This is a genomic window from Clostridium sp. AUH-JLR23 (genome assembly GCF_964238065.1).
GTDB lineage: Bacteria > Bacillota_I > Bacilli_A > Erysipelotrichales > Coprobacillaceae > Allocoprobacillus > Allocoprobacillus merdigallinarum.
The window spans coordinates 1-18,254 of record NZ_CAXSKY010000025.1; the positions used below are offsets into that span (position 1 = coordinate 1).

Annotated in this window: 17 protein-coding genes and 1 other annotated feature; of the genes, 2 read left to right on the plus strand and 15 right to left on the minus strand. The window is 31.4% G+C overall.

Features of this window, described 5'->3' with window-relative positions; translation table 11 throughout:
• Positions 1 to 179: 179 nt before the first annotated feature.
• The 4 genes from ACESR5_RS11060 to ACESR5_RS11075 form a co-directional block, all read right to left on the minus strand.
• A complete protein-coding gene (locus ACESR5_RS11060) occupies positions 180 to 1,355 on the minus strand; it encodes an NADP-dependent malic enzyme (protein WP_087245097.1) in 1,176 nt (391 codons plus the stop codon).
• A gap of 71 nt (positions 1,356 to 1,426) precedes the next feature.
• Positions 1,427 to 2,362, minus strand: coding sequence for a type I phosphomannose isomerase catalytic subunit (locus tag ACESR5_RS11065; RefSeq protein WP_087245098.1), 936 nt, complete (start codon positions 2,360 to 2,362; stop codon positions 1,427 to 1,429).
• Positions 2,328 to 2,822 carry a DUF523 domain-containing protein gene (locus ACESR5_RS11070; RefSeq protein ID WP_373155754.1) on the minus strand — a complete coding sequence of 165 codons (495 nt, stop codon included), beginning with the start codon at positions 2,820 to 2,822 and terminating at the stop codon, positions 2,328 to 2,330. The genes ACESR5_RS11065 and ACESR5_RS11070 overlap by 35 nt, the downstream gene beginning before the upstream one ends.
• Entirely contained in the window at positions 2,806 to 3,462 is a 657-nt protein-coding gene (locus ACESR5_RS11075; RefSeq protein WP_087304729.1) for an HAD family hydrolase, read from the minus strand. Before ACESR5_RS11075 ends, ACESR5_RS11070 begins: the two co-directional genes overlap by 17 nt.
• An 82-nt stretch (positions 3,463 to 3,544) precedes the next feature.
• On the opposite strand from ACESR5_RS11075, the gene ACESR5_RS11080 reads away from it, so the two are divergent.
• Positions 3,545 to 3,742, plus strand: a complete 198-nt coding sequence (locus ACESR5_RS11080) for a hypothetical protein (RefSeq protein ID WP_373155758.1) — start codon at positions 3,545 to 3,547, stop codon at positions 3,740 to 3,742.
• Positions 3,743 to 3,756: 14 nt separating this feature from the next.
• Here the strand turns inward: ACESR5_RS11080 and ACESR5_RS11085 are convergent, their stop codons facing one another.
• The 11 genes from ACESR5_RS11085 to nifJ form a co-directional block, all read right to left on the minus strand.
• A complete protein-coding gene (locus ACESR5_RS11085; protein ID WP_373155761.1) occupies positions 3,757 to 4,983 on the minus strand; it encodes a D-alanyl-D-alanine carboxypeptidase family protein in 1,227 nt (408 codons plus the stop codon).
• Positions 4,980 to 5,861, minus strand: coding sequence for a DMT family transporter (locus ACESR5_RS11090; RefSeq protein WP_373155764.1), 882 nt, complete (start codon positions 5,859 to 5,861; stop codon positions 4,980 to 4,982). The genes ACESR5_RS11085 and ACESR5_RS11090 overlap by 4 nt, the downstream gene beginning before the upstream one ends.
• Positions 5,862 to 5,909: 48 nt before the next feature.
• On the minus strand, positions 5,910 to 8,642 hold the full coding sequence (ileS, locus tag ACESR5_RS11095) for an isoleucine--tRNA ligase (RefSeq protein WP_373155767.1): 2,733 nt from the start codon (positions 8,640 to 8,642) through the stop codon (positions 5,910 to 5,912).
• Between the two features lie 36 nt (positions 8,643 to 8,678).
• Positions 8,679 to 8,884 (minus strand) — a binding site (T-box leader).
• Positions 8,856 to 9,308, minus strand: a complete 453-nt coding sequence (locus ACESR5_RS11100) for a DivIVA domain-containing protein (protein ID WP_087304733.1) — start codon at positions 9,306 to 9,308, stop codon at positions 8,856 to 8,858. It overlaps the preceding feature by 29 nt.
• Before the next feature lie 10 nt (positions 9,309 to 9,318).
• Positions 9,319 to 10,068 (minus strand): RNA-binding protein, encoded by a 750-nt coding sequence (locus tag ACESR5_RS11105; protein ID WP_087298018.1) that lies wholly within the window; start codon positions 10,066 to 10,068, stop codon positions 9,319 to 9,321.
• A gap of 47 nt (positions 10,069 to 10,115) precedes the next feature.
• Positions 10,116 to 10,553: a cell division protein SepF gene (locus ACESR5_RS11110; protein ID WP_087245107.1), complete on the minus strand. Its 438-nt coding sequence runs from the start codon at positions 10,551 to 10,553 to the stop codon at positions 10,116 to 10,118.
• Positions 10,554 to 10,647: 94 nt separating this feature from the next.
• Positions 10,648 to 10,890, minus strand: a complete 243-nt coding sequence (locus ACESR5_RS11115; protein ID WP_087245108.1) for a YlmC/YmxH family sporulation protein — start codon at positions 10,888 to 10,890, stop codon at positions 10,648 to 10,650.
• A 25-nt stretch (positions 10,891 to 10,915) separates the two neighbouring features.
• Positions 10,916 to 11,698: a sigma-70 family RNA polymerase sigma factor gene (locus ACESR5_RS11120; RefSeq protein WP_373155771.1), complete on the minus strand. Its 783-nt coding sequence runs from the start codon at positions 11,696 to 11,698 to the stop codon at positions 10,916 to 10,918.
• Between the two features lie 43 nt (positions 11,699 to 11,741).
• Positions 11,742 to 12,434 (minus strand): RNA polymerase sporulation sigma factor SigK, encoded by a 693-nt coding sequence (gene sigK, locus ACESR5_RS11125; protein ID WP_087245110.1) that lies wholly within the window; start codon positions 12,432 to 12,434, stop codon positions 11,742 to 11,744.
• Positions 12,431 to 12,826, minus strand: coding sequence for a hypothetical protein (locus ACESR5_RS11130; protein WP_224762581.1), 396 nt, complete (start codon positions 12,824 to 12,826; stop codon positions 12,431 to 12,433). Before ACESR5_RS11130 ends, sigK begins: the two co-directional genes overlap by 4 nt.
• A 417-nt stretch (positions 12,827 to 13,243) precedes the next feature.
• A complete protein-coding gene (nifJ, locus tag ACESR5_RS11135) occupies positions 13,244 to 16,762 on the minus strand; it encodes a pyruvate:ferredoxin (flavodoxin) oxidoreductase (protein WP_087245112.1) in 3,519 nt (1,172 codons plus the stop codon).
• Between the two features lie 178 nt (positions 16,763 to 16,940).
• Between nifJ and ACESR5_RS11140 the strand changes: the two genes are divergently transcribed.
• Positions 16,941 to 18,182: a 6-phosphofructokinase gene (locus tag ACESR5_RS11140; RefSeq protein WP_087245113.1), complete on the plus strand. Its 1,242-nt coding sequence runs from the start codon at positions 16,941 to 16,943 to the stop codon at positions 18,180 to 18,182.
• The last annotated feature ends 72 nt before the right edge of the window (positions 18,183 to 18,254 follow it).

Consider the following 18,254-nt stretch of genomic DNA (forward strand, 5'->3'; position numbering starts at 1 on the left):
TAGTGGTTGGTAGTACGAAACCTCCACAGTGGACTTTCACCACCAAGTTTTATGCCATGCGTGGCACACGCAAAAAACATAGAGGTTCAATGTCCTCTATGTTTTTTCTTTTTTGTTTAAGTTGATATTGTCCCCTTTCGTTTTCATCATATCATAACAAAAAAGGCTGTAAATAGCCTTTATCTTGCAAGTCCTTCTTCAATAGCCTTTTTTGCAACAGCCTGAGCTACAATCTGACTCACACGTGGATCTAACGCATTTGGAATAACATATGTTGGTGATAATTCTTCATCACTCACAAGTGAGGCCAAACCATGAGCCGCTGCCAATTTCATTCCTTCACTAATTTTTCTTGCCCTTACATCCAAAGCCCCTCTAAACAATCCTGGAAATGCCAAAACATTATTAATTTGATTTGGATAATCTGAGCGTCCAGTTCCCATGACGGCAACACCAGCATCAATAGCATCCTGATAAGGAATTTCTGGTTCAGGATTTGCCATCGCAAAAACAATTGGATTTTCTTTCATACTTTTGACCATTTCTGGTGTTAAAACACCTGGTGCAGAAACACCAATAAAGGCATCAGCTTCTTTCATAGCTTCTGCCATTGTCATACGTTTCGCTTGAGAATTTGTGATTTCAGTTAGTTCCTGAGTTAAAAAATCATATTGATCATAATCTTCTCTTGTGACAATACCATTGATATTAAATCCATATATTTCTTTAACACCCAATGCATGAATCATTTTGATAATAGAACTTCCTGCTGCACCAGTTCCACTTACCACAACAGTAATATCTTCAATTTTCTTATGAACAACTTTTAATGCATTCAATAAACCAGCTGTAACAACAATGGCTGTTCCATGTTGATCATCATGAAAGACTGGAATATCTAATTCGTTGATAAGTGTTCTTTCAATTTCTACGCATCGTGGTGCACTAATATCTTCAAGATTAATACCACCAAATGTCGGTGCAATAGCTTTAACTGTACGAATAATTTCTTGAGGATCTTTTGTATCTAAACAGATAGGCACAGCATCAATATTTCCAAACTTTTTAAATAGGACAGCTTTTCCTTCCATAACAGGCATAGCTGCTTCTGGTCCAATATCTCCTAATCCTAAAACTGCAGTTCCATCGCTGACAACAGCAACACTATTTTGTTTCCAAGTATATTTATAGACATCATCTTTATTTTTCGCAATCTCACGACATGGCTGAGCCACCCCTGGTGTATATGCTAATGATAAATCATGACTTTCTTCTAAAGGGACTTTTAACTGTACTTCCAGCTTCCCTTTTGTTTTTTCATGTAATTCTAATGCTTCCTGATATATATCTTTCATTTTTCTCCCTCTTTTCGTATCTATTATGCCACAGTTTTTACAAAATGAAAAGCAGATGTTTCCATCTGCTTTTATAATGTTGTCATCATAACAGTCATTTTACCATCATATGTGACTTCTTCTTGATCACTACATATAATAAAATGATCTCCCTTTTTCACTTCCATACCTTCCAATGTTCCTTCACCTTCAAGAATACTTACCAATTGGAATGGTTTATCATTAGTAATTGTATTTTCCCCATCCATTCTATAACAATCAACAGTGAAAAATTCACTTTCTACATATCTTGTTTTAGAACCATGATCTAAATGACTATTTGTAAAAAGTTTATTTGTTGCTAAATCAGCAGGTACATTTGTGACATCAATAGATTGTTGAACATGTAATTGTCTTTCATTACCATTTTTATCTTTACGATGATAATCATAAACACGATATGTAATATCAGATGATTGTTGAGCTTCATAGATTAATGAACCACTACAAATCGCATGTAACGTTCCAGATGGAATATAGAAGAAATCTCCTTTATTAATTTCAAAAGAATTTAATAAATGGTCATAATCATCATTTTCAATTGCTTTTACAAATTCTTCTTTTGTTTGAGCATGATGTCCCATAACCATTTTTGTTCCTTCATCAGCTTGTAAAACATACCAACATTCTGTTTTCCCTAATGAGTTTTCATGTTTGGCAGCATATTCATCATTAGGATGAACTTGAACTGATAAGTCATCTTTTGCATCTATAATTTTAACTAATAATGGGAATTGATCACCATTGACATTTCCAAAAAGTTCACGATGATTTTGCCATAACCAAGAAACAGTTTTTCCTTGATATTCTCCATCACTAATTGTACAATCACCATTTTGATGTCCAGAAATAGCCCAACACTCACCTGTGCTATCACTTGGGATATCATAACCATAAACATCTCTTAATTTATGGCCACCCCAAATCATTTCTTTAAAAACTGGTTGAATCTTTAAAATATGTCCCATAATCATCTTCCTTTCCTATATATTTTAAGAATTCTTCAATTTGATTTTCATGAAAAAGCTGAATACCACATTTTTGACACATTCTAGCAAAAACACCTTGTCCTTCGATTAATTGATGTTGAAATAATCCATCATAGATACCATCACAACCACAACTTGGACTTCTAAACTTCAACAATGCCACTTGAACATCATTTTTAATAAAGATGTCTAACGCTTTTTGAGCACCCAAAATATATTCAGTAGTCACATCCTGATGATTGATTGTTTCAACTTTCAAGGGTTCCAAAGATTGAATTTCAGCAGGATCTCTTGGAATAGGTAATCCTCCTAAGACCTCTGGACAAACTGGTATAATGGAATGTCTTTTATCCATTTCTATCAAAATATCAAGAGGATGGCTCTTTCCACTATATGTACAATTGACACCTAGCAAACATTGACTAACCCCTATTTTCATTTTGAATAAGCTCCATAATTTCATAAGGATTGTCAACAATATAATCAGCTCCAGCATTTTCCAATTCCTGTCGCCCTCTAAATCCCCAAGTTACACCAATAGAATCTATATCAGCATAATATCCTGTATCAATGTCCACCTGACTATCACCTATAAAAAAACAATCTTTTTTATCAAGTCTCATTTCCATCAATGCCATATAAGTTGATTGAGGATCAGGTTTGACAGGATATAAGTCCTGTTGTCCATAGATAGCTACAAAAGTATCAGGAAATAGATGTTCTACAATCTGAATAGCTAAAGCATGTGGTTTGTTTGTTACAACAGCTAATTTTATATTTTGCTTTTTTAAATAAGTAATAAGTTCTTCTATTCCATCATAAGGTATTGTATGATCTAAACAATGTTCGCGATATATTTTTTGGAAGTCTTGCAGACAAACATCCAATAAATCTAGATGTTCTGGACCTAAAGCTCTTTCCATCAATTTCTTAACACCATTACCAACAAACATATTATATTGAGAAATATCATGAGTTGGTAAATGATGTAACTTTAAGACTTCATTTGTAGATAATGCTAAATCTGTGATGGAATTAACTAAAGTTCCATCCAAATCAAAAAGACATCCTTTTTTCATATAAACCCCCTTTCACATTATAACAGTATTGAAAAAATAATGAAAGATGTTATAATGATTTTATGTCAAATGGGGTGAATTTATGCAAGATAATCAATCAAGAAAATATACAGACATTTTTACATTTATTGGTTATGTAATTGGATTTTTATGTATTCTTTGGTACTTTATATTTGGAGGAAATCCATTATTACCAGTAATTGGTGTCATTATTATTTTTATAGGACGTTTTGTTGGATATGGTATTGATCGTATTATTGATTTAAAAGAAAATAAATAAAGTGATAGATTCCCTTATGGTCTATCACTTTTTTTATGTTTTATTTTTTTCATAACTAAAATCAAGCAAGTGATTAATGCTCCTATAATAAAGATTATAACAGCATAATAAGCTATTCTTTCCATCATTGATAACTCAATATCTTCCATTAAATGCATATCATATGAATAAAGCAAATAATCATCATTATAGATTGAAACTGTCCCTATCTTTTGACCACTTTTCATAGGTGCTACTAAAAAAGTCGATGTATCTACTTGATAAGATAAATCTTTCGTCGATATATTATTATCTATAATGATAGATAAAGTTTGTGGAGCTTGATATTCATAGCGAAACTGAAAAGATTGTAAAAGCCAATAATCAGCAATCGTTTCATCTTTTTTGTAAAGAACAATTTCATGATAATGATCATGAAGATATTGACAAACTGTAATTGCATCTCTTACATGATTTTGAGTATATTGCCCACTGGCATATGCTGTCACTAAAATAAATTGATGTCCATTAAAAGTCATGGTACTTGCTAAAGTTAATTGCGCTTCATCTGTAAAACCACTTTTTGCACCATCAATTTGTGATATATCCAAACCATAACTCATATAACCTCTTTGTAAAGATGAAGACCACGTATGATTTTTCATTGAACTGGTATATGTTCGTGCATTAAAAACATCTTCAAACGTTTGATTTTGCAAAGCATGATGCAAAATCATTGCCATATCATAAACGGTTGTATAATGCTCATTATGATGTAATCCTGTTACATTCATAAAATGAGAATTCTTTAGATTTAATTGTTCTACCAACTGATTCATAGCCATAACCATCCCATCAGTAGAACCATATGTTAAACGTGCTAAGGCATTACAAGCATCTGCACCAGATGGTAATAATGCACCATAAAGCAAATCCTCATATGTTACCAGTTCTCCAGCGTAAAATCCAGCTATTGTGGCTCCAGCCTCAAACAGTCCATCCAAATCCGCTTGTGTGATACGTACCTTTTCATGTATATCAGGTATTTTATCTAACGCTAAGCTCACTGTTAAAATTTTTGTCATACTTGCCGGATAGATTTTATCCTGACTTTTTTGATCTAAGTAAACCATTTGAGTTTCCTGATCATAAAGATAAGCATATTTTGAGTGTAAAGAAACTTGAAAATTTTCACTTGCATGGACTGGAACGATTCCAAGACATACAATCATTGTAATCATACAAGTTATTATCTTTTTCATTTTATTTCTCCTCTTTTTAAAAAAGATAGCTTGGTTTCTGAAATGACAATCGCAATAAATATTAAAATAAATCCTAATAAGATTTTAAATGTAAGAATTTCACCATAAAAAGCAATTGAAAATGCGACTCCAAATACAGATTCCAAAGATAAAATCAATGAAGCATTACATTCACTTGTATATTTCTGCCCCGTTGTCTGACAAAACATTGTTAATGCAGTAGCAAATACAACAAGATAAAGAATCTGCAAATAAATAGATGGCTGTATTTGCGTTATAATAGATAAATCTTCAGTTAATAAGGCAAAAACAAATGAAACCATGGCACCACCCATAAACTGTAATGATGTGAAAGCTCCTCCATCAATTCCTTTAGAAATTTTTTTGATCAGTAAAATATGACAGGCATATAAAAAACCACCACATAATGTGAGAAAATCACCTATATTCATAGTTAAATGTTCATTTAAAGATACACAGCCAATCCCTAAAACACAAATAAAAGCTGCAATGAAATTATAAATATCAGGACGTTTATGATAAAACAGCCATACCAAAAAAGGAACAATAGCACAATAAACAGCTGTTAAAAAAGCATTTTTACCAGGTGTTGTATAGTTCAATCCCCATGTCTGTACATAATAAGCTGCAAACAAACAGCCCCCCGTTAACAAACCACCTTTGATTTGCTGAAAATTGAGATTTTTTATTTTTTTGATAAATATAAGTGATAATAAAATAGCTGCCAATGAAAATCTTAAAAACAACAATACTGCTGGTGTTAAAAAATCAACAGCACTTTTCATAACAATGAAAGAACTTCCCCAAATCAAAGCAGCTATAAGCAACAATAAACTTCCTTGAATATTTTTTTCCATTTCAATCCCCTTTCAAAAATAAATGGTACGTATCGTACCATTTATTATTTATCCATGGATGACATCATGACAACGAGGACATAATTCGCCTTCCATTTCTGATTCTTCAAAATAATTCCAACATCTTGGACATTGAACACCATTAAATTTTTCACTATGAATATAAGCTGTGTCATATTCTTCAAGATTTGTAGAATCATTGACTAACTGAACTTTAGCGACAATAAACAACTGTTTTAAGACATCTGCTAATTTGTTCATATCTTGATATGAATCTTTTAAGCAAATAGTCACTTTTGCTTCCATATTAGATTTAATTTCTTTAGCATTTCTTAATTCTTCTAAAGATTTTAAGACATCTTTTCTTAATAATAAGAAACGATCATAATATTCTTTAATTACTTCTTCATTGTCTACTGGAAGCAATTCAGGTTTTGCTTCTAAGAAAATAGATTCAGCTTTATTTTCATCACAATGGAAATGATCATGTAATTCTTCACTTGTAAAGACAAGAATTGGTGATAATAATTTCATCATTGTTTTTGCATAATAATATAACACTGTTTGAACCTGTCTTCTTCTTAAGCTATCAGCTTTTTCAATATAAAGAATATCTTTTGTAAAGTCCATATAGAAAGCACTTAAAGTGTTTGTAAAGCAATTTAAAATTAATTGATTTGCTTCAGCAAAATCATATTGATTAAAGGCTTCTTCATAACCTTTCATTAACTGATTTAATTCAACAAGCATGTATTGATCAACACCTTCAAGTTTTGAGATTTCAATCAAATCACTTGCTTTAAAATCAGAAAGATTCCCTAAAACAAAACGCATTGTGTTTCTAATCTTACGATAATTTTCAGCAACTTGCTTCATAATATCATTAGAAATACGAACATCAGATTGATATGCAACTGAAGTTGCCCATAATCTTAAGATATCTGCACCATATTGATTGACAAGTTTAATTGGATCAACAGTATTTCCTAATGATTTAGACATTTTATTTCCTTTACCATCTAAAACAAAGCCATGTGATAAAACTGTCTTATAAGGCGCTTTATCATAAACTGCAGTTCCAATAATCAATGATGAGTTGAACCATCCACGATACTGATCACTACCTTCAAAGTATAAATCAACTGGATAACGATATCCTCTTTCTCTCATGCATCCTGTATGAGAAGATCCTGAATCAAACCATACATCCATGATATCTTTTTCTTTTTTAAAGATACCATTTGGTGAATGTTCATTTGTATATCCTTCAGGTAACAAGAATTTTTCATCTTTTTCAAACCAGATATTAGAACCATACTGTCTAAATAAGTCAGAAATATGTTTGAAAACTTCTTCTTCCATAATTGGTGTCCCATCTTCACAATAAATAATAGGAATTGGAACTCCCCAGCTTCTTTGACGAGAAATACACCAGTCACCACGATCTTTAATCATGTTGTAGATTCTAATATGACCCCATTCATTTAACCATTCAACATGATCAATTTCATCTAATAATTTTTCTCTAATCTTATCAATTGAACAGAACCATTGGTCAGTTGCTCTAAAGATAATTGGTTTTTTTGTACGCCAGTCATGAGGATAACTATGTGTAATGAATTCAAGCTTTAATAACACTCCTAATTCATCAAGTTTTAAAGTGACTGTTTTATTAGCATCATCAACATATTGACCAGCTAACCATTCACCACAGTCATCCATCATGCAACCGTGTTCATCAACATTACAATAAATATCTAAACCATATTTTTGACCAACAATAAAGTCATCCATACCAAATCCAGGAGCAGTATGAACACATCCTGTACCAGCTTCAGCAGTAACGTGATCTCCTAAGATAACTAATGATTCACGATCATATAATGGATGTTGACAAGTAATCATTTCTAATTCTTGTCCCTTAAATGTTTTTAAAATCTGTTTTTCTTTTAATTCAAATTTTTCCCATAAAGAATCAACAAGTTCTTCTAAAACAATTAATTTTCCTTTTTCACTTTGAACAAGTGCATACGTATAATCTGCATTTAAACAAATCGCAAGGTTTGCTGGAATTGTCCAAGGTGTTGTTGTCCAAATCACAAAACTTGTATCTGTATCTAAAATACCTTTTCCATCTTTAACCTGGAATTTCACAAAAATAGTTGGACTTTTCACATCATGATATTCAACTTCAGCTTCTGCTAAAGCTGATTCACTTGATGGTGACCAATAGACTGGTTTTAATCCTTTATAAATTAAACCATCCATCGCCATCTTTGCGAAAACATCAATTTGATTGGCTTCAAATTCTGGTAATAATGTTAAATATGGGTGGTCATAATCAGCAAATGTTCCAACACGGATACATTGTTCTTTTTGAATTTCAACTTGTTTTAATGCATATTCATAACATTTTTTTCTAAATTCTGCTGTACTTAATTCTTTACGATTGACACCTAATTTTTGAATAGCATTTTCAATTGGTAAACCATGAGTATCCCATCCAGGAATATATGGTGTATACAATCCCTGCATGTTTTTATAACGACAAATCACATCTTTAATAATTTTGTTTAACATATGTCCAGTATGCATATTTCCATTTGCATATGGTGGACCATCATGGAAAACAAAATCATCATGTCCTTGATTTTGTTCAATGACTTTTTCATACATATGCGTTTCTTGCCATCTTTGAACGTAACCTGGCTCCTTTTTAGGAAGATTTCCACGCATTTCAAAATCTGTTTTAGGCATTAATAATGTGTCTTTGTAATTCATTGTATTCCTTCCTTTCTCAAATAAAAAAACGTCCTGTTAAAGGACGTGATGACGCGGTACCACCTTTATTCATATCTTAAAGATATGCTCTCTATATCTTAACGCGATGAACGTCTTATCCTACTTGATTTCAGATAAGCTACTCTTAGGCTGATTCATTATAAGTTCCCCTTATTTGCTTTTCACCAACTGCAAACTCTCTGTAAGTTTTCCTTATAAACTGTCCTTGTCATTGTATTTGTTTTCTTGTTCTTCTTTAATTAAACTGAAAATTTCAGATTTGTCAATAGTTTCTAGCATTTCTTCGCTCATTTTTACAACATTTGCTCTAAAATCAATAGCTTCCTGTTTAAACGTATCCATATCTTTTGACAAACCACGCACATATTCCATTGATTCTTTAAGAATCATATTGGCATTTCTTTTGGCTTTTTCAATCAATTCACTTGCTTCTTTTAAAGCCAAACGCGCAATTTCTTCGTTAGTTTTCTCATGTACAGATATTTGTTTTGTAAGTAAAGTGTTTTGTTCTTTTAATTCAGTCATTTCTTCTTCCATTGACTGAATCTTTTCCTTTTGTTTTTCAATTTCCTGTTTTAATTCACCAATACGATCATTGACTTCAGCAATGTTATAACCACGAAATTGCTTATCAAATTGTTCCAATCCTTCCACCTCACTTATAAAAGTATCCACTTACAACATAATTTCCCTGTCTTGTTTGCTTATTTTCATCCACAATTTTAACACGTCCATGATGTTTGAAAGATACCATATCACTATTATGACACAAATAACTCACTTCTTCAACAATTTTATAATTGACTTTGACATGCCCATTACGAATAGCTTCACTAGCTAAAGCACGTGGTACTTTAAACATCGTTGATACCACTTTATCCAAACGCATACTCGATAAAATAAAAGAACGAGATGTATAGTCATGTACAATTTCAATATCTTCATGACATTCTTGAAGCTTTATTTTTGATTTTTTTATTTGTTTTAATGTTTGGATAATATAAGGATAAGTTTGTTTTGTACAAGCAAAAAAACAACGCTCTCTATCAAAAATATCACCAACACACTCCCTTTTTATACCCAAATTCATTAAAGCTCCTAAAATATCCTTGTGCTGAATGCGTCCAAATTGCTGGCGATATATGACTTCAACCAATTGAATTTCAAAGTCAGACTTTTCAATTTCATAAAAATCTGGACAAATAATCATACGCTGATTTTCAGCATTTGTAAAACCACCATAACTTAAGACTTTCAGTTCTTTACCGATAACACTTCTTACTATCTCCTGTTCATGAGGATTATAGAAAGGTGTTAATACCATTCTTTGATGATGCAGTGCCTGAAATTGATAATCTAAAATTTTCTTAACAAAAACTTCGTCGCCTTTAAAATGTTCTAACATCATTCAAAAAGAAAGTATTAGCAAGTTTTTCACTTACTAATACTTGTTTATTCATCAGTTTCAGAATCATCCATTGTAATATTGCCAGAAACGCCAATATTCTTAGGAGTACATAAGAAAATTTTAGGTCCGATTTGTTGAATATCTCCTTCAATTGCAAAAATAACACCACTTAAGAAATCAATAACACGTTTAGACTGTTCTTTCTGTAAACGATGCAAATTCACAACTGCAGCTCTTTTTTGCTTTAAGTATGTTGCAATTTCCTGAGTTTCACTATATGCACGTGGTTCAAATAAAATCAAATGACTATCTTTATTTGCACTTAATGCTTTCATAGCATCAGTTGTTTTTGTAGATTTTGCTTTTTCAAATAAACTTGTTGATTTTACACTTTCTTCTTCAGTATCTATTTCTTCATTTTCATAAACGTCATCATCATCTTCTTCAAAAAACCATTTTTTTACTTTTTCTCCGTATCCCATGAGGTAACCTCCTTACAATCTTTATATAATTATACCATATAATGTGTATGAAAAAAAGAGGAAAATACGGGAAATATCACCTTCTTCATACCATTTATTGACATTCAACATGTACCAAAATAACATCTTCACCAATGGTAATAATATGTTGAATAGGTATAACCAAAGCTGGTGGTCCTTTAAAAAAACATATGAATTTAAATGCTGAAAAACGTTCAACAATTAAAGCCTGTATACATTGACAACAAGGATCAATTTCCAAATCAACAACATAACCAATCTTACAACCTGATGAGGCATCAATGACATCTTTACTTTGTAAAGTTAAAAAGCGCATTTTATCACCACTTTAATATATGCTTTTATCCTATCATATATTTCTTTAAATGTGATAAAGCCTGTTTTTCAATACGAGAAACTTGTGCTTGAGAAATCATTAAATCTTTAGCAATTTCACTCTGTGTTAAACCTTGAAAATAACGTTCATGAATGATTTGCATTTCTTTTTGATCTAAATGATGCATGGCTTTTTGTAAATCTATTGTCTTTTGAATCTCTTCCATATGACTATGGTTATCTGGTATCTGACTTTCTAAATCAATGGGTCCATTGCCATCATTTTGGACTTCCTGTGATAATGATGTCACACTGTGAGTAGAAGATAATGCTTCAACTAACGTATATTCATCAACATTTAAACGTTGAGATAATTCTTTTATAGATGCTTCTCGATTATATTTTTTCATATATTCTTCATTAACCAAAAGCGCTTTATAAGCAATATCTCGTAACGATCTTGGTATTCGCATAGGAGAATTTTCTCTTAAATAACGTTTCATCTCACCTTGTATAAGCGGAACAGCATATGTTGAAAAACGAACTTCTAAATTCGTATTAAAATGATCTATGGCCTTCATTAAACCAATTACTCCAACTTGAAATAAATCATCTAAATTATTCACTCTTTGTTGGTATTTTTGAACAAGTGATAAAACAAGTTTTAAATTAGAGAAAACCAATTTTTCTTTTATACAGGAATCATGATTTTGATGATATGTTTTCAATAATTCTATTGTTTGTTGATGAGATAATTTTTCATAATTTTCAATATTTGTTCCATTCAGTTCTACTTTATATTTTGACATGGATTCAACTCCTCATATCAGAGTTTCACCATTTTATTTGACATTATTCATCATCTTTCAATTTATTTCTTAATTTTCTAATAATTTTCTTTTCAAGTCTAGATATATATGATTGTGAAATACCTAATATTTCTGCCACATCCTTTTGTGTTAATTCCTCATGACCAATCAAACCATAACGCATCATAAGAATCTGTTGTTCTCTTGGATTTAAATAATGTAAAGCATGATAAAATTTTTCTTTTTGATCATTATGTTCTATTTCATCTTGTACAATGTCTTTGTCCGTACCAATGATATCAGATAATAATAATTCATTACCATCATAGTCAACATTCAATGGTTCATCTAAAGAGATTTCTTGTCTGAGTTTATTATTTTTTCTTAAGAACATTAAAATTTCATTTTCAATACAACGTGATGCATAAGTTGCTAATTTAATGTTTTTATCCATATTAAAAGTATTCACTGCTTTAACTAAACCAATCGTTCCAATACTAATTAAATCTTCTATACTACCATTTTGCATAGAATCATATTTTTTAGCCACATAGACAACGAGCCTTAAATTATGTTCAATTAATAAATCCTTTGCTTTTTCATCACCATTTTGTAATTTCAATAAAGCTTCTTTTTCTTCTTTACCTTTTAATGGTGCTTTTAAAACATCATGTCTACCAATATAGAAAAGTGATTTTCTTTTTAATACCCATTCCTTCAATAATAATAAGATCATAATAATCCTCCCATTAACTGTTGATTTAAAATGCAATCATACTGATTCGATGATATAATTCCAGCATAAACATCGTGTAATGTTTGATGATGAATTTTAATATCAGGCAATAAAATTAAATCAATTTTTTCCTGCTGACTCGCAGTTTCAATCCAAATATTATCAATAACAGTATAGTCACCGGCAAATCTTTGATTGATAAAAATAACTGGATAACCATGATATGTGACCTGATTACCATTATCAATAAAACCATAACATTGGTGTCCTTGAAAACAGACTTTAACCATTTGCTGATGAATACGATGACGGCATAAATCTATATAGAAATAGCTAATCAAAATAACTAAAACTGCAATAATCATGATATATCGTATATGATAGCCTTCCATCAATAAAACACCTTGAAAAATAATAGACGATGGTAATAACCATTGAACAAATGATAATATTGAAAAGTATATAAAAAGATATACAGGATAATATATATAGACAGACCTTTTAAAATAAAAAAATGTCAATATAAAATCATATAAAAGAATAAACCCAGTAAATAAATCAATAAATAAAAAAACAAATGAAATATTGTAAGTCAAAACATATAGACATAATCTTTTCTTAGTTATGCGTATATTTAACAAAAAAGATAATATTTCAAAACTCAGTAATATTAATAAAGCATTCATAAAATACGTAATTTCTATATAGACATTCATTTTTTTCCACCCTCTTTCATTATAGAGAAATGGAATTAAAAATGATGTCAAAAAAAGATTGAAAGTACTCTCACTTTCAATCTTTCATTTTGACTATTCACTTGCCATAACATCCAAACGATGACGACGTTTCATAGCGTCTTTTTCACATTTATCCATTAATCCTTCAGCATGTTCTGGATTGACTTTAGATAATTGTGCAAATCTGTTTTCACTTAATAAGAAATCTTTGAATTTTGTGAAATCAGGTTCTTTAGAATCTAACTGTAATGGATTCTTTCCTTGTTCTTCTAAACGAGGATCATATCTTAATAAGTTGAAGTATCCACATTCAACAGCATGTTTTTGTTGTTGTTGATGATTTGCAAGACCACCTTTAATACCATGTTCCATACATGGAGAATAAGCAATAATTAATGATGGTCCATCATAAGCTTCAGCTTCTTTGAATGCTTTAATTGTTTGCATTGGATTAGCTCCCATAGCCACTTGTGCTACATAAACATGTCCATATGCCATAGCAATCTGTGCTAAATCTTTCTTGGCTACTGTTTTACCACCAGCAGTGAATTTAGCGATAGAACCAGCTTGTGAAGATTTTGAAGATTGTCCACCAGTATTTGAATAAACTTCTGTATCAAGAACTAAGATATTAACATTTTGATTATTAGCGATAACATGATCTAATCCACCATAACCGATGTCATAAGCCCATCCATCTCCACCAATAATCCATTGAGATTTAGTGACAAGTTCACCTTTCATATCTAATAATTCTTTGATACCTTCACATTTTGAAGCTTCTACTAAAGATACTAATTGATCATAAAGTTTTCTTTCTTCAACTCTTTGACCTTTGACATTTGCATATTGTTCTAATACAGTTTGAAGTTCAGGTTCACATTCAGCTTTATTTGCTTCAATGATTTCTAAGATACGTTTAGCCATATAATTTTCAGCTAATTTCATACCAAATCCATATTCAGCATTATCTTCAAATAATGAGTTAGCCCATGCAGGTCCTTGTCCATTTTCATCAATTGTACAAGGTGTTGATGGTGTAGAACCACTATAAATTGAACTACATCCAGTTGCATTTGCAATTCTCATATCTGCTCCAAATAATTGAGAAGCCAAACGATAATAAGGTGTTTCACCACATCCACCACAAGCACCAGATACTTCAAAGTATGGACGCATAAATCCAACACCTTTAACTGTTGTTGTTGGGTAACGATCAGCTTTATATGTCACTTTTGAATAAATATGATCAGCTAAAGAAGCATGTGGTAATTCTTCTTTTACTGGCACCATAGATAAAGCTTTCTTTCCAGCTTTACCTGGACATTCAGTCACACATAATCCACAACCAACACAGTTATCTGGAGAAACTTGAATACGATAAACCAATCCATCTACATTTCTACCAATTGGTTTTAAAACATCATTTGAAATATCTTCTGGCATAGCTTTCATTTCATCTTCATCAATTAAGAAAGCACGAATTGTTGCATGAGGACATACCATAACACAGTTATTACATTGGATACAGTTTTCTTTTTCCCAACGTGGTACATCAATAGCAATCGCACGTTTTTCTTTAATAGCAATACCAGATTTCATTGAACCATCTAATTTATCCATAAATGCAGAAACAGGTAAATCATAACCATCTAAGGCATTGATTGGTGCAACGAAATTATCAAAGTAATCATCACCAGTTCTTGCTCTTGTAGCAGTAACTGTTAAATCAGACCAGCTTGCATCAACAGGAACTTCAACAATAGCATCTTTTCCTGCATCAATAGCTTTGTAGTTCATTTCTACAACAGCATCACCTTTTTTACCATATGTTTTCTTAGCCATTGCTTTCATATATTCAACAGCTTTATCAACTGGTAAAATTTGTGGGTTTAAAGCAAAGAATGCAGATTGAAGAATTGTATTTGTATGTCTTCCCATACCAATTTCACTAGCAATCTTTGTTGCATTAATGATATAGAATTTAGCATTTTTATCAGCTAATTGTTTCTTTAATTTATTTGGTAAATAATCAACAATTTCTTTTTCATCAAATTCTGTATTTAATAAGAATGTTCCACCATTCTTTAAATTTTTCAACATATCATATTTCAATACATAGTTATCTAATGAACATGAAATAAAATCAGCATTATTGACATAATATGTTGCACGAATTGGTGTATGACCAAATCTTAAGTTAGAGCGTGTAGCTCCACCAGCTTTTTTACTATCATAAGCAAAGTAAGCCTGTGAATATAAATCGGTATGATCTCCAATAATTTTAATTGAAGATTTATTAGCAGATACTGTACCATCTGATCCTAAACCATAGAATAAACAAGATGTATAATCAGCATTAACATGGAAATCAGGGTCTTCTTTTAATGATAAATGAGTCACATCATCATTAATACCAATAGTGAAAGATGTAAATGGATCTTCATCTAATAAATGATCATATACAGCTTTGATTTGACCAGGTGTTGTATCTTTAGATCCCATACCATAACGTCCACCAATAACTTTGATGTTTGTATCTTTTAATACAGAGCATACATCTAAGTATAATGGTTCTCCAGTTGCTCCCATTTCTTTTGTACGATCTAAAACAGCAACTTTTTCAACAGTATTTGGTAAAACTTTTAATAGATATTTTGGTGAGAATGGACGATATAAATGAACTTTAATCAATCCAACACGTTCACCACGTTTATTCATTTCATCAATTGTTTCTTTAATTGTTTCAGTTACAGAACCCATTGCAATGATCACACGTGATGCATCGCTTGCTCCATAATATGTAAATGGCGCATATTCACGTCCAGTAATTTCTGAAATCTTTTTCATGTAATCAGCAACAATTTCAACAACAGCTTCATAATGTTTATTTTGTGCTTCTCTACCTTGGAAATAGATATCATCATTTTCAGCACCACCACGTTCAATTGGATTTGTATGTGGATTTAATGCATTTTCTTTAAATTTCTTTAATGCCTCTTTATCTAACAAGCTTTCTAAAACATCATAATCCATAACTTCTACTTTTTGAATTTCATGAGAAGTTCTAAATCCATCAAAGAAATGAATAACAGGAACGCTTGCCTTAATTGCAGTTAAATGAGCAATTCCTCCTAAATCCATAACTTCTTGAACGCTATGAGAACAAATCATAGGCGCACCAACTTGACGACATGCATATATATCCTGATGATCACCAAAAATATTTAATGAACGTGTTGCTAAAGCTCTCGCAGCAACATGGAATACACCAGGCAATAATTCACCTTGAATTTTATACAAGTTTGGTATCATCAATAATAGACCTTGAGATGCCGTAAATGTAGTTGCTAACGCACCACCTTGCAATGCTCCATGTACAGCTCCAGCAGCTCCAGCTTCTGACTGCATTTCGATAACATTAACTGCTGATCCAAAAATATTTTTCTTTCCTTGAGCAGCCCATGTTTCCGCATTTTCAGCCATTGGAGAAGATGGTGTAATTGGATAAATACTTGCAACTTCACTAAATGCATAAGCGACATGTGCAGCAGCAGTATTTCCATCCATTGATAAATACTTTTTAGACATAATTTTCTTTCCTCCTATATCATATAGTATACTCTTATCAATAAGAAATTTCCACATGAAAAATTTATTTTCATCATAAAGAATTGAAAATTTTAATATTTTTGATTTCTCAAAAAATACACTTTTTTTATAATATAAAAAATGATAGAATAATGTCGAAAAATGAAAGGAGTTACTCATGAAAAAAAGAAACTGTTTTATTGGTCAATCGGGAGGCCCAACCGTTGCGATTAATGCATCTTTGGCAGGAATTATTCATGAATGTATCAAAAGCCAAAAATTCGACCATGTTTATGGGATGGTCAATGGAATTATGGGATTGTTAGAAAGCCGCTATATGGATTTGGGAGAGTTATTTAATGATTCACAAGCTTTAGAACAATTAAAACATTCTCCTGCTATGTATCTTGGTTCGTGTCGTTATAAACTACCCAATTATCAGGATGATCCTCAAACTTATGAAATATTATTCCATACTTTTGAACAATTACATATCACAGATTTTTATTATATTGGTGGTAATGATTCTATGGATACAGTTGCAAAACTATCAGCTTATGCCAAGTCTATTCATTCCCCTATTTGTTTTATTGGTATTCCTAAAACAATTGATAATGATTTAATGGGAACTGACCATACTCCTGGTTTTGGTTCAGCTGCTAAATATGTTGCAACTTCTATGTTAGAAATTGCTTATGACAGTTCAATTTATAAATTAAATGCTGTTACAATTGTTGAAATTATGGGGCGTAATGCTGGATGGTTAACTGCTGCCAGTGCACTAGCAAGAACGCAATGCAATGAAGCACCTGACCTTATCTATTTGCCTGAAGTTCCGTTTTCAACGCAAAAATTCTTAGATGATATTCGTAAAGTTTTTCGTCATAAAAAGAATATTATTATTGCTGTCAGTGAAGGAATTAAAAATGAAAATGGAGAATATTTGGATGCTGATTCTAAATATACAAAACGTGATGCTTTTGGACATGTTTTGCATTCTGGAACTGGTAAAGTCCTAGAATCATTAGTTTATCAGGAATTCAAATGTAAAGTGCGTAGTATCGAATTAAATGTCCTACAAAGATGTGCTATGCATATTGCTTCAAAAGTTGATTTAGAAGAATCATTTCAAATTGGACAAGCGGCTGTTCAAACATCAATGGAAGGACACAGTGGTGTTATGATGACTTTCCAACGTGTTCAAAATCAGCCTTATCAAGTTGAATACACCTATAAGGATGTTCTCAAAATTGCCAATTTAGAACAACGTATTCCTGTTGAATGGATCAATGATGAACATAATGATATCACTCAAGAACTTTATGACTATTTAATTCCATTGATTCAAGGCGAAGTTGCGATTACATATGAAAATGGTATTCCATGTTATAGTGATATAACACATTTACGTTATAAATAAAACATAAAAAAGAGATTTCACATCAAGTGAATCCCCTTATTTGGACATTCAAATAAGGAGGTTCATTTCATA